The following is a 13,145-nucleotide window of genomic DNA, read 5'->3' as shown; positions in this document are numbered from 1 at the left end:
CGAAAAAAACAGGAGGTATTTTTATGAAAGCTATTTTAACAGTAATCGGACAAGACAAGGTGGGAATCATTGCCGGCGTCAGCCAAAAGTTGGCTGACTTAGATATTAACATTTTAGATGTCTCCCAAACGATTATGGAAGATTATTTTACAATGACCATGATGTTACAGCTAAAACAAACCGCAGAGTTTGAAAGTATCAAAAAGGCACTTAACTTAGTTGGAGATAGTTTAGGTGTCAAAATTAACATTCAAAATGAAGAAATTTTTAATGCAATGCATAAATTATAGTAAGGGGTTATAACCATGGAGACAAATCAGATTTTAGAAACCATTCGCATGGTAGAAGAAGAAAACCTGGATATACGTACGATCACAATGGGAATCTCTTTACTAGATTGTATCAGCGGCGATGTCAAAAAGACTTGTGACAATATTTATCAAAAAATTACAACCAAAGCTTTCGACTTGGTAAAAGTAGGAGAAGATATTGAAACGGAATTTGGTATTCCTATTATCAATAAACGTATTTCTGTAACACCGATTTCACTGATTGCTGCTGCAAGTGGAACAAAAGATTGCATTCCTTTTGCAAAAACTTTAGATAAAGCAGCAATTGCTTTAGGTGTAAACTTTATTGGTGGCTTTTCAGCTTTAGTTGAAAAAGGCTATCAAGGTGCAGATGAGGCGCTGATTGCTTCAATTCCAGAGGCGCTAAAAGAAACGCAATTTGTTTGTTCTTCGGTTAATATCGGTTCTACCCGGGCGGGAATTAATATGGATGCAGTTAAATTAATGGGGGAAACAATCAAAAAAACTGCGGATGCTTCTGATATGGGGTGTGCCAAATTAGTTGTTTTTGCTAATGCAGTTGAGGATAATCCATTTATGGCTGGCGCCTTTCACGGCGTTGGTGAAGCTGATTGTGAGATTAATGTTGGTGTCAGTGGTCCCGGCGTTGTAAAACGAGCATTAGAAAAGGTGAAAGGCGAATCTTTTGATGTCGTAGCTGAAACTGTTAAGAAAACTGCTTTTAAAATTACGCGTATGGGTCAAATGGTCGGACAAGTTGCTTCAAAACGTTTAGGTGTACCCTTTGGTATTGTCGATTTGTCATTAGCCCCAACGCCTGCTGTAGGAGACAGCGTGGCTTTAATTTTAGAGGAAATGGGTTTGGAATCAGTTGGAACCCACGGCACAACTGCAGCTTTGGCACTTTTAAATGACGCTGTAAAAAAAGGTGGCGTTATGGCTTGTAATCATGTCGGTGGATTATCGGGTGCTTTTATTCCAGTTTCTGAAGATGCAGGGATGATTAAAGCTGTTGAAAACGGATTATTGAATTTAGAAAAATTAGAAGCAATGACGGCAATTTGTTCAGTTGGTTTAGATATGATTGCTATTCCTGGTGATACGACTGCTGAAACGATTGCGGCAATGATTGCCGATGAGGCAGCGATTGGCGTGATTAATCATAAGACCACTGCAGTTCGGATAATTCCAGCTAAAGGACAAAAAGTTGGAGACATGGTAGAATTTGGCGGCTTGTTGGGTCGTGCGCCAGTAATGAAAGTTAATCCGGCTAAAAGTGCTGATTTTATCGCGCGGGGCGGCCGTATTCCAGCCCCAATCCATTCATTTAAAAACTAAAGGTTGATGAAAATGAAAGATTTTATTTGGGATTTTGACGGTACTTTATTTGATACGTACCCCAATATGTTAAAAGCTATTTTAAAAGTTTTGCAAGAAGAAGGTCTAAATCCTCCAAAAGAAGAAATTTATCGTCTTCTAAAAGAAAAATCTTCAAAAGCCGTCACTGAAGGCTATGACTTAGACTTTGTTGATTTTTCCAAGCGATTTCATCAATATGAAGATCAGATCGATAAATGGCCGCATCCTTTTAAAGGCGTAAGAGAAATGTTAACGGCTGTAAAAGAGCAGGGTGGACAAAATTTTATTATGACCCATCGAACTGTCGCATCCACCAAAAAATTATTGGCCTATTACCAATTGACTGATTTTTTTGTTGAAATTGTCGGCGAAGAAAATAATTTTGCAAGAAAACCGAATCCAGAGGCGTTGCTTTATTTGCTTGCCAAATATCAGTTAATAAAAATGCAAACGGTGATGGTAGGTGATCGCCTTTTAGATATTACTGCGGGTAAACAGGCTGGTTTAAAAACCATCTTTTTTGATAATGAAGGCTTATTAAAAAATATCCCCGCAGATTACTACGTTACTGATTTTAATCAGTTACAAAATCTCATTACAAAATAGAAAAATCGTGAAGATTAGCTAAAGCTGGTTTTCACGATTTTTTTATTTTGCATAAACAGAATGAAAAGACTTTTGAAATTTATTTTTAAAAAACTAATTGTTAAATTTCACTTGATGTTTAACTTAGAAATTTTTGGATATCTGAGCTTGAAATAATAATGGTCATTGCGCTACGGAACATCATTTTTGTTAGGGTCAATATTTATTTCAGAAGTATATAGACTTAGACCATTAACACCATCAGAAAAAATATAACCTTCAAAAAAATTGTTAAAACATTTTTCATGCTGCTGCTTTTATATGAAAATCATTTTGTTCATATTTAATTATTAAAATTAATAATTACTATTTGTGAATTATTTTGTTATGATATTGTGCGGAAAAAGTCTGATCTATCAACATAAGGTAGCATAATTGTTATTCTATATTTCTCTTTTCTATAAGTATATCTCTATGTGAAAAAAATTTCCGAAACTATTGACACTTTTTGGAAATAATGTATTATTGTTTTTGTAAACGCAAACAGAAAGGGGTTGCATTTTTTGAATTCAACTATTGTGAAAAAAAATTATGATGTAGTTGTAGTAGGTGGTGGGATGTCAGGTGCATTTGCGGCGATTGCTGCCGCAAGAAACGGAGCAAAGACATTGATTATTGATCAAAATGGTTATTTTGGAGGCACCTTAACTGCAAACGGTGTGGGTCCTATGATGACCTATTTCGCCGGAGATAAGCAGGTTATTTTAGGTTTAGGTCAAGAAATGGTAGAACGATTAGTAAAAAGAGGCTATTCTCCAGGTCATGTTCTAGATTCCACTAACTATATTTCTTATGTGACACCATTTTCAGCTGAAGGTTTAAAAATTATTTTAGATGAGATGGTTAGTGAATCTGGTGCTGATGTTTTATTCCATACTTATTTAATTGGTCTGGAAAAAGAAAAAGATGAGATAGAGAATATCTCTGTGGTAAATAAAAATGGTATTAGTAAGATTTCAAGTAAAGTATTTATCGATGCAACAGGTGATGGCGATTTGGCAGTAATGTCTGGGGTTCCATTTCAACTGGGGCGAGAAACAGATAATGCGATGCAACCAATGACTATGAATTTAAAAGTTTATGGGGTTGATACTCAAAAACTTCGCGATACAGTTTTGTCGAATCCCGAAAAATTTCCAAGATTAAATAGAGACTTAGAAGTCATGAAAAATACTGAAATCTTATCTTTTGTCGGTTTTGATAATGAATTTAAAAAAGCTAAAGAAAAGGGGAGGATTAGTATCCCACGAGAGGATATTCTTTTTTTTGAAACAAATGTACCTGGTGAGTTTATCATGAATACGTCTCGAATCATTAACGAAAGCGGAGTGTCCGCAGAGGGATTGACTAGAGCAGAAATGATCGGTCGTAAGCAATGTGAAGAGTTATTTCAATTTTTGGTTGAATCAGTACCTGGTTTTGAAAATGCTAAGATTGCGTACAGCGGTCCAAGCGTTGGTGTTAGAGGAACAAGACAGATTAAGGGCAAATATACGTTAACAAATCAAGATGTTTTAGAAAATAGACCGTTTCCATCTACAATAGCTCATTCTGGTTATCCAATTGATATTCATAATCCAAAAGGTGAGGGAACAGTTTCAGTACATGCGAATCAAACAGAAGAAGTTGAACATGAAAAGTTTGATAAATCTGTATTTGATAGTTATTACGGGATTCCTTATGAAATCATGATTGCCAATGAAATTAATAACTTGATTGTCACTGGTCGATGCGTGTCTGCTTCCTTTGAAGCACAGGCGGCAATCCGTACAACGCCAACAATGACAGCATTAGGACAAGCTGCTGGAACTGCAGCAGCTTTAGCAGCAAAAGAGGATCAAGCAACTGGAGAAATCAATATTAAAGAATTACAAAATAAATTGATTGAGCAAAAAAGCTTTATCAAAATTTAGGAGGAAAACAATGGCAACAGTACAATTAGTAGGGATACTATTAGTATTCTTTAGTTTAGTTGGTTTGATGATGACAAGAAAGGTACCTACAATTTTAGCATTACCTATTATGGCAATTGCAATTTCTTTAATTGCTGGAATCACTGTAATTTCAAAAGATCCAGAACACTTCACAATTGTTAAAGACGTTTTAGAGGCTGGCTCTATGAGAATGTCTACAGCAATTTCAGGTTTAATTTTTGGATCGCTTTTCGGAAAAGTTTTATCTAAAGTTGGAGTTACTGAAACTATTATCAAAAAAGCTGCTGAAATGGCTGGCGATAAAGCCCTACCAATCGCATTATCATTTTTAGCGGTATGTTCTGTTATTTTTGCAGCAAGCAATGGGTTAGGTATGGTTATTTTAGTTGGGACAATCATTGTTCCAATTATGATCTCAGCAGGCCTTTCACCGATGGTTAGTGGAATTATTTTGCTTTTAGCAAATGGGATTGGCGTAAACTTTTCTGTCTCAACATTGGCTGTTTATATTGACGTATTGGGTTTGAAGTTAAGCGAAGTTACTTCTTATTCGTGGCTGGTTGGCCTACCATTAATTATTATTTCCGTTATTATGGTAATTTATTATGTGCAATTCAGCGGAAAACGTCGAAAAGCTTGGGCAATGCCAACTAAACAAGGTAGAACTGGTCAAGTTCGTAGCATCGCTTTAATTTCACCAATTATCCCAGTCGTTTTAGTTTTTGCTTTTCAAGTCCCATTAGTGGCAGCAATTATTACTGGAATTATTGTAACTTTAATTTTAAGTACACCAAAAAATCCTATTCATGTAGTGAGCAGCGCTTTTGTTGAAGGAATTCAAGAAGTAGCGGGGGCAGCTGGTTTAATGATTGGGATTGGGATGCTGTTGAATGCAGTAATGTCTTCTGAAGTATCAACTATTTTGCAACCAGCAATTTCTATGATGATTCCTAAAAATCAATTAATGTTTGTGTTAATCTTTGGTCTTCTCTCACCTTTAGCAATTTATCGCGGACCATTAAACGTTTGGGGGTTAGGCAGCGGGATTATTTCTCTCCTAGTTGCTGGAGGTATGAATCCAATTGCTGCAATGGTAGCATTGCGTCTAGATAGTAACGTTCAATCTGTTTGCGATCCAACAAATTCACATAATGTATGGGTTTCGGATTTCATTAAAACAGATGTCAATGAAGTAATGAAGAAAACAATTGGCTGGGTAGCAATTTCAACTTTTGTTGGTTTGGTTGTCGCTTCGTTTTTCTTATATTAATTAGAGATTGAAGGTAAATAGAATGGGAAAAAAAGTAAGAATTGGAATCGATGTAGGTGGCACTTTTACAGATGCAGTAGCAATTGATAACGAAACATACGAAGTGATTGCAAAACTAAAAATTCCAACTACACATGAAGAAGGGGTAGCAAGGGGAATTGTAAAAATAATTCAAAAACTTTTGTCTGACAATAGTATCGCTGCAACAGACGTCATTTTTATAGCGCACGGAACCACTCAGGCTACAAATGCATTGCTTGAGGGTGATGTTGCGAAAGTCGGAATCGTGGGTATGGGTACTGGAATGGATGCTCGGACTGCAAAAAAAGAAACTTCAATTGAACACATTGAGTTAGCTCCAAATAAATATTTGAATTCTGAACATGTCTTTGTCGATTCTTCAAAATTAACAGAACAAGAAGTTGAAAAAAGCATTCATGAATTAGTAAATAAAGATTGCCAAGTAATTGTCGCTAGTGAAGCTTATTCTGTTGACGATCCTGAAAATGAAATACGAGTAATCCAAAAAGCGCAAGAAGAAAAATTATTTGCTACCGGGGGACATGAAATTTCTCAGCTCTATGGTCTTAAAATGCGTACGCGAACTGCAGTAGTAAATGCATCGCTGATTCCTAAAATGATGCAAACGGCTAACATGACAGAATCTGCAGTATTGGATACAAAAATTCAATCTGGTCTCATGATTATGCGATGCGATGGTGGTGTGATGAGCATCAATGAAGTTCGTCAACGACCCATCTTAACTATGTTATCAGGGTTAGCTGCGGGTGTAGCTGGTGCTTTGATGTATGAAAAAGTAAGTGATGGAATTTTCTTTGAAGTTGGCGGAACTAGTGTGGATATCTCGGTCATTAAAAATGGAAAAGTAATGATTAAATATGCTCAAGTTGGGGGCCATAAAACTTATCTTCGTTCATTAGATGTTCGAACACTTGCTGTTGCTGGTGGTAGTATGATCCGTGTGAAAGACAAAAAAATTGTCGATGTGGGTCCACGGAGTGCTCACATCGCTGGGTTAGAATATGAATGTTTTACTAATGTAGAAAATTTGGATAATCCAACCATAGAATTTGTTTCTCCGCGTGAAGGGGATTCAAATGAGTATGTAGTTATTCAAGGTACGGGTACCAACGCATATTCTTATACGCTAGCTGGCGCAGCAAACTTGTTGGGTTATGTGCCCGAAGGTGACTACGCCCAAGGAAACGCAGATGCAAACAAAAAAGCCTGGGATGCATTGGCTATGTATTTAGGAACAACAGCAAAAGAAGCGGCTAAAGTAGTTATGAATTTTGCAATGGAAAAATTAGAACCCGTGATAAATGATTTAATTGAGGAATACGAAATGGATCGCAACTTTATCACACTAGTTGGTGGTGGGGGTTCAGGTGCAATTGTTGTCCCAGCTTTAGCGGAATATTTTGACTATAAATGGAAATTAGCTAAAAATGCACCTTATATTTCAACGATTGGTGTAGCTTTAGCAATGGTTCGTGAACAAATTGAACGTTCAATCACGAATCCAAGCGAAAGTGATATTAAAAAGATTCGGGCAGATGTTATTGAAAAAATAGTACAATCTGGAGCTAACGAAGAAACTGTGGAAGTAAATATTGAGATTGATACACAACGCAATATTGTTCGGGCAGTAGCAACGGGTGCCACAGAACTACGCCAAAAAAATTTAGGAGCGTCAGAAGTGACTGAAAATCAATTGAAAACAATTACTTCAGAAGCATTAGGATTAGATACAACGAACATAAAACTTGCTGGTAAAGTGGGACGCTGGAATTTGATGGATGCAACAATTATCAAAAAGAAATTCTTTTTCAAGAGTAAACAAACAAATGTATGTGTAGTCGACCGTGAAGGAGTTGTGCGTTTTAAGCACAGTAATGCTCATTACTTTAAATTTCAAAAAAATCAATCAGACAAAGATTTCCTTTCTTTTATTGATGAACATACAATTTATTCGGATGCAAATGCAACTATTCCTAAGGTTTTCTTGTTTTTTAGAGAAAAAATGCTAGACTTGACTGGAATGCAAACATTGGAACAATTAACATCAATTATGGATGTCGAGACGGATAATTTAGATACAAACGAAGAAGTTATTGCCGTAGCGTATAAATAAAGAAGGAGTAATAATGGATTATTTTTCAGACGAATTTTTGGCTTATTTAGAATTAAAACAGGATATGTTATTTCACAAGATACCGTCAGAAGATATCTTGTATTATCTAGAAAAGTCTCTTTCTATCGGAAAAAACTTTTCATCAAAAACAAAATCGAAAGATATTTTTGAGCTTTACGCAGAAAATAATATTAAAATTAAGGTAGAAAAACATGATGGTGTTTTTTATAAAGTTCAAATGCGTGCTCAGTTTGAGTCAGATCGAAAAGGTAATAATCTTGTTTATTTGTATGAAAAATCAATTGCCGAGTTAGCAGAAATAAACAGGATAAGTTTAAAAGCTATGAAACAGATTGTTTTAGCACATGAATACTTTCATTACTTAGAAGAAAAAAGTAGTAACCATGTCTATAATCAATTTTCACCAATAGAAAGTTTAAAAATTCTGGGATTCTCTCAAAAAGCTCATATTCGTCGGACAAGCGAGATAGCAGCAAATTCGTTTGCCAAAAATCTGTTAAATCTAAAAAAATTACCCAGCTACTATGATTATCAGTATTTATTGCGAACTAAGCAAATATCTATGAAAGATATTGAAGAGGAATACAATCAATTTAATACAATAAAAAATAGCTAGATGCGTTTGCATCTAGCTATTTTTTGAAAGGAAAATGTGTGCTATTAAAGTCTTTAAAAGAATTGAATAATTAAGAACAAAATTTGTGTAATGAATTTCATACAATCATTTTTAATTCTTTAAAAAGCAAATTTTTTTACCAGAAGGATTAAAAAATGTAGAGACTCATCTGAACTCATTTTTATATAAAGTATCTTCGAGCCTGGTATCTCTTACCATTCATAAATAGCTGAATCTGCTGATTCGTAAGAATTAATAATTGTATCACTACTTAGCTTTCTCTGTCTTAGACTGCGATTATCTCGTAAAATTGTAGCAAAAATGATGTCAAAAACTAAAGATATCATTATTGAGTTTGTCATTACTAATGAATTGTTTGCAGACATGTGGTCTGGGATTATAAATTTGATATCAATCATGTCGCTTACTTTTGGATTATCGTTGCTTGAGATTAGGATAGTTTTTATATCTTTTCGCTTTATTTTAGTTAGGAACGGGATAATATCCTTGGTTATTACAGATGGGACAACAGCAATTAAAACGGAGTCGCTATTCATATTTTCTATTGCTAATTGTGTTTCTAAGTTCTCCTTTAAGGTGGTTACTTCCATTCCTAGTTGACGTAATTTGAAAGCGAATTCCTTGCTAACAAAAGAAGTATTATAAATAGACAAGATAAATACTTTGCGATTGAGCGTAATCATTGAGGCTGCATCTTCAATATCCTGTGCGTCCAGCATGGCACATGTATTCGTTAGCATCTTGTGATAATCAAGTGTAACATACTCAATCAAGTTAGATTCATCGAAGGACTTTTCTTGGTCCTCTAATTGATTCATACTTTGAGCCAATGCAATTTTGAATTTATTAAAACCCTTAAAACCAATTTTTTTACTAAATCGATTGATACTGGCTTCTGAGGTGTTCGTCTTCTTGGCTAAATTTGTGATAGTGTTTGAAATAACATATTCGGGGTTTTCAATTACAAATTTACTGATGTCGTGTTCACTAGATGTGAAGCTTGACTCTAATGATTTTATTTTTAATAATACAGCAGATTGCATGTCATCTCCTCGTTTCTTTACTTATTATATCAATAAATCAGCGTGCTGAGTAGTTAGTTAACTTAAGTTTTTCTGCAAAATAATAGGTCTGTTACAATTTGTAAAAGAACCACTTAAAGTGTTAGTAAGTAAAAATGATTTGAAATTATCAATTATAAAAAACAAGATACTCAAAAATTTAATTATTCTTAGATAAATCTAAAGACGTAAATTCAGTTATTTGTTTGTCTTATAATTAAATGTAATTATTATTTTGAGATAATTATTTACAAGTAGATTTTTTTGATAATAATGACAATATTATTGCAGTTTTTTTATTTCTTTTGCGTAAATAATTGTGAAAGGAGGAAGAAGATGGCATTTTTTTATGAACATAAAACACGAGTGATACTAGTTGGTGCAGTTTTGTCTGTCTTGTTGCTTATCGGCGGGCTTTTTATCTGGCAAAAACAAAATGAAAAAAAGTCATGGGCGTCGTTACCTTTGGACTCGAGTAGTCAAATTGAACAGACAAAGGAAAGTAAAACAAAAGTAAAGACAATTACAGTTGATATTAAAGGAGAGGTCGCAAAACCAGGGGTGTATGAACTACCTATGGATTCTAGGATGCAAAAACTTGTTCAAGTAGCTGGAGGATTTACTAAAGGTGCCCTGCAAAAAGAAATTAATTTGGCCCAAAAATTGGAAGATCAACAGATGGTTTATGTACCAAATCAAAAAGAATCAACGTCTGTCAGGATTGGTAATGATTTTAGCGTCAATAAACAGGCAACTTCCAATTCAGAAATGGTCAATATTAATACCGCAGATTTAACCAAGTTACAAACACTTTCAGGCATTGGCGAAAAAAAAGCGGAGGCAATTATTGCGTATCGGGAAGAAAATGGAAGTTTTAAATCAATAGAAGAGCTAAAAGAAGTTTCAGGAATTGGGGAAAAGACGGTTGAAAAATTACGTGCATCGATTACAATATAAATAAAATAATAAAGGAGCAACGCTATGGCTGATCAAAGAATCCCTTGGGACCAGTATTTTATGGCACAAGCGGTACTTTTAGCATTACGCAGTACATGTACCCGTCTTGAAGTTGGGGCAACATTAGTAAAAGATAAACGCATTATTGCAGGAGGTTATAACGGATCAGTTAGTGGTGATGTTCACTGCATCGATGATGGTTGTTATGTGGTAGATAACCATTGTATTCGCACCATTCATGCGGAAATGAATGCATTATTGCAATGCGCGAAATTAGGCATTTCCACAGATCAAGCAGAGGTTTATGTAACGCATTTTCCTTGTCTGCAATGTACCAAAGCGCTTTTACAAGCAGGTATTCGAAAAATCTACTACTTACACGATTATCGTAATGATCCATATGCGATTGAATTAATTGCACAAGTGGGAGCAACCGCCCAAAAAGTTGACTTAGATCCTGAATATTTTCAAAAACTTTCTTTTGGTTCTTTAAACGAAGTAACTGATTAACGATTTAGCTAATCGCTGGATTATCCCGAGTCTTGCGATGGTTCTTATTATCTGTGGTATTTATTTAAATTGTCCACTGCTATTTTTAATACTGTTTTTATATTGTGTCTATTTTTGCTGCAGCCGCCAGTTCAAACTTGTTTTTGTGATTGGGTTCTGCAGTCTTTTTATCGTACCACGGCTGCTGACAACTTTAGATAAAATTGATCATGATTATACATTAAAACAGGAGTTTATTTTAAAAGTTTCTGCAGATAGTCTAAAAATTAATGGGGATAATCTGAGTTTTCATGGCGAAAATCAACGTGGCGAAGTTTTTAGCTGTTATTATACTTTTCAAAGTGAGACAGAAAAAAAGCAGATAGTAAATAAAGACCTTCAGCAAAACTACGCTACTATTTTTGGCACGTTTACAAAAGGAAGAGGGCAGCGAAATTTAGCCGGCTTTAATCAACAAAAGTATTTGAGAAGCCATGGTTATTGTGGTGTGTTAAATAGCAAAAAAATTAATTGGCACGCTAAAAAAACTTTCACCTGGGATCAAGTGCGTGCTTTTTTTATTCGCCAGCTAAAGAGGAAGCTGCCACAAAAAACGAGTGCTTATCTTGGGGCATTATTTTTTGGCTATAAAGATCAAGACTTTAAACAAACGCAGGGCACATTATCACCAAGTGGTATTTTGCATTTTTTTAGTATCTCAGGTATGCATGTGCATATCTTTTTAGGGGCATGGTTAGGTTTATTGCAATGCTTACGGCTAACGTTAAAAGAAAGTCTGCTGCCAGTCCTTATTTTTGCTGTGTTTATTCTCCTTTTGACAGGTGGAAGCGTTGGAATCTGGCGAGCAACTTTGCTTTTTATCTTAAACCTATTAATAAAATTTTTGCCGATTGTTTTATCACCAATGGATAAATTTGGCATTGTTCTTTTGCTATGTTTATTTAAAGAGCCGTTACTAATTTTCCAGACTGGCGGGCAATTATCCTTTATGATGTCGCTTTTATTGGTTATCACAGTCAATGAGCAAGGTAAGCTAAAAGACTTTAAAACGAGTAGTTGGTTAACCCTTTTGGCATTACCGTTAATTTGCTTTTATTTTTATGAATGGCCATTGTTGGGCGGTTTTTTAACAGTCACCTTATTACCAGTGTTCAAATTTTTTTTATTACCAGTAGGACTGGTGATTATAGTCAGTACATTTGTTATTTCGTTTGACTTTCTGATTCATTTATTTGAAAAATTTATTTTTCTCTTTGAAAGTCTTTTGGCAAATACCGTCCATTTTACTTTACCAATTGGCTGGGTACCGCCGTTATATGTCTTTTTACTAACTTTTTTAGGGATTTATCTGTACCAAAAGAAATTTTCTAAAATAAAACTAGCTATTTTACTGCTTTTTTTGCCATTTTTAATTAATCGCGTGACGTTTCCTTTAATGGTAGCTTTTGTGGATGTCGGTCAAGGCGATGCGATCGTTTTTAAAGCACCCTTTAACCGGGAAGTAATTTTAGTGGATACAGGTGGAAAAGTGCTTTTTCCACAAGAGAAATGGCAGCAGAAAATTCAAAACAGCAATGCCCAAAATACACTGGTACCTTTTTTAAAAGCTTGCGGGATTAAAAAAATTGATAGCGTAATTATTACCCATGGTGACAGTGATCATATGGGAGACTTAGATGTCGTATTGGAAGATTTTGATGTAAAGGAGTTAGTTTTAGGTGCAGGAAGTGAAAAACAGCCAAATATTGCAAAGTCTTTAAATCAGTTGCCCCAGAAAACAGATTTAAAACTGCTTTCTGGGGCAGCATCTGTCACCGGTTATTTTCCGTTACGTGTTTTTGCCCCCCTCAAAAGCAAAGGGGAAAATGAAGACTCCCTTGTTTTGCAAACTCAAATAAAAAAGCAACGCTTTTTATTGACTGGAGACTTAGATCAAGCTGGAGAAAAACAGCTGCTAAAAAAATACCAAAATTTAAAAAGCGATGTATTAAAGTTAGGACATCACGGGAGTAAAACCTCATCTTCGCCTATCTTTATTCAAAAGGTAGCACCAAAGGCCGCTATTATTTCCTGTGGCTTAAATAATCGTTTTAATCATCCGCATCAGGAAGTTTTAGAAACACTAAACAAACAGCAAGTCACAACTTTTCGCACCGATCAACAAGGGATGATTTATTATTCTTGGGGCTTTTTAGAACCTGTCGCAACGCCCAAAACCGTTCAAGAATCTGCTAGCCCTCCGCAGTAGAAAGTGTTAGGATGTAAAAAAGAGTCATTGTAAGGAG

Annotated in this window: 11 protein-coding genes; 10 read left to right on the top strand and 1 reads right to left on the bottom strand. The window is 35.1% G+C overall.

Features of this window, described 5'->3' with window-relative positions:
* Window positions 1-23 precede the first annotated feature (23 nt).
* The 7 genes from P3T75_RS07335 (at window position 24) to P3T75_RS07305 (ending at window position 8,311) form a co-directional block, all read left to right on the top strand.
* Window positions 24-290, top strand: coding sequence for an ACT domain-containing protein (locus P3T75_RS07335; protein ID WP_206904108.1), 267 nt, complete (start codon window positions 24-26; stop codon window positions 288-290).
* Between the two features lie 15 nt (window positions 291-305).
* Window positions 306-1,649 carry a PFL family protein gene (locus tag P3T75_RS07330; RefSeq protein ID WP_206904110.1) on the top strand — a complete coding sequence of 448 codons (1,344 nt, stop codon included), beginning with the start codon at window positions 306-308 and terminating at the stop codon, window positions 1,647-1,649.
* A gap of 12 nt (window positions 1,650-1,661) precedes the next feature.
* Window positions 1,662-2,276, top strand: a complete 615-nt coding sequence (locus tag P3T75_RS07325) for an HAD-IA family hydrolase (RefSeq protein ID WP_282461229.1) — start codon at window positions 1,662-1,664, stop codon at window positions 2,274-2,276.
* A gap of 557 nt (window positions 2,277-2,833) precedes the next feature.
* Entirely contained in the window at window positions 2,834-4,228 is a 1,395-nt protein-coding gene (locus P3T75_RS07320) for an FAD-dependent oxidoreductase (RefSeq protein WP_282461228.1), read from the top strand.
* Between the two features lie 10 nt (window positions 4,229-4,238).
* Window positions 4,239-5,519 (top strand): transporter permease, encoded by a 1,281-nt coding sequence (locus P3T75_RS07315; protein ID WP_282461227.1) that lies wholly within the window; start codon window positions 4,239-4,241, stop codon window positions 5,517-5,519.
* A 22-nt stretch (window positions 5,520-5,541) separates the two neighbouring features.
* Complete coding sequence (locus P3T75_RS07310; RefSeq protein ID WP_282461226.1) at window positions 5,542-7,674, top strand: hydantoinase/oxoprolinase family protein; 2,133 nt, start codon at window positions 5,542-5,544, stop codon at window positions 7,672-7,674.
* A gap of 13 nt (window positions 7,675-7,687) precedes the next feature.
* Window positions 7,688-8,311 carry a hypothetical protein gene (locus P3T75_RS07305; RefSeq protein ID WP_282461225.1) on the top strand — a complete coding sequence of 208 codons (624 nt, stop codon included), beginning with the start codon at window positions 7,688-7,690 and terminating at the stop codon, window positions 8,309-8,311.
* 212 nt (window positions 8,312-8,523) lie between these two features.
* Here the strand turns inward: P3T75_RS07305 and P3T75_RS07300 are convergent, their stop codons facing one another.
* On the bottom strand, window positions 8,524-9,375 hold the full coding sequence (locus P3T75_RS07300; RefSeq protein WP_282461224.1) for a MurR/RpiR family transcriptional regulator: 852 nt from the start codon (window positions 9,373-9,375) through the stop codon (window positions 8,524-8,526).
* 354 nt (window positions 9,376-9,729) lie between these two features.
* On the opposite strand from P3T75_RS07300, the gene P3T75_RS07295 reads away from it, so the two are divergent.
* From P3T75_RS07295 to P3T75_RS07285, 3 genes are all read left to right on the top strand, one after another.
* Window positions 9,730-10,350 carry a ComEA family DNA-binding protein gene (locus P3T75_RS07295; RefSeq protein WP_282461223.1) on the top strand — a complete coding sequence of 207 codons (621 nt, stop codon included), beginning with the start codon at window positions 9,730-9,732 and terminating at the stop codon, window positions 10,348-10,350.
* A 24-nt stretch (window positions 10,351-10,374) separates the two neighbouring features.
* Window positions 10,375-10,860 carry a ComE operon protein 2 gene (locus tag P3T75_RS07290; protein ID WP_206904125.1) on the top strand — a complete coding sequence of 162 codons (486 nt, stop codon included), beginning with the start codon at window positions 10,375-10,377 and terminating at the stop codon, window positions 10,858-10,860.
* A 145-nt stretch (window positions 10,861-11,005) separates the two neighbouring features.
* Window positions 11,006-13,108 (top strand): DNA internalization-related competence protein ComEC/Rec2, encoded by a 2,103-nt coding sequence (locus P3T75_RS07285; RefSeq protein ID WP_282461222.1) that lies wholly within the window; start codon window positions 11,006-11,008, stop codon window positions 13,106-13,108.
* The last annotated feature ends 37 nt before the right edge of the window (window positions 13,109-13,145 follow it).

Source organism: Enterococcus montenegrensis (genome assembly GCF_029983095.1).
GTDB classification, from domain to species: Bacteria; Bacillota; Bacilli; order Lactobacillales; family Enterococcaceae; genus Enterococcus_C; species Enterococcus_C montenegrensis.
Note: the sequence above shows the minus strand (reverse complement) of the source record. Positions and strands in the feature narration are given on the sequence as shown.

What these genes read in the sequence shown, in the direction of transcription:
- P3T75_RS07335 (WP_206904108.1), top strand. Translation starts at nt 24, where the DNA reads ATGAAAGCTATTTTAACAGTAATCGGACAAGACAAGGTGGGAATCATT.
- P3T75_RS07330 (WP_206904110.1), top strand. Translation starts at nt 306, where the DNA reads ATGGAGACAAATCAGATTTTAGAAACCATTCGCATGGTAGAAGAAGAA.
- P3T75_RS07325 (WP_282461229.1), top strand. Translation starts at nt 1,662, where the DNA reads ATGAAAGATTTTATTTGGGATTTTGACGGTACTTTATTTGATACGTAC.
- P3T75_RS07315 (WP_282461227.1), top strand. Translation starts at nt 4,239, where the DNA reads ATGGCAACAGTACAATTAGTAGGGATACTATTAGTATTCTTTAGTTTA.
- P3T75_RS07310 (WP_282461226.1), top strand. Translation starts at nt 5,542, where the DNA reads ATGGGAAAAAAAGTAAGAATTGGAATCGATGTAGGTGGCACTTTTACA.
- P3T75_RS07305 (WP_282461225.1), top strand. Translation starts at nt 7,688, where the DNA reads ATGGATTATTTTTCAGACGAATTTTTGGCTTATTTAGAATTAAAACAG.
- P3T75_RS07300 (WP_282461224.1), bottom strand. Translation starts at nt 9,375, where the DNA reads ATGCAATCTGCTGTATTATTAAAAATAAAATCATTAGAGTCAAGCTTC.
- P3T75_RS07295 (WP_282461223.1), top strand. Translation starts at nt 9,730, where the DNA reads ATGGCATTTTTTTATGAACATAAAACACGAGTGATACTAGTTGGTGCA.
- P3T75_RS07290 (WP_206904125.1), top strand. Translation starts at nt 10,375, where the DNA reads ATGGCTGATCAAAGAATCCCTTGGGACCAGTATTTTATGGCACAAGCG.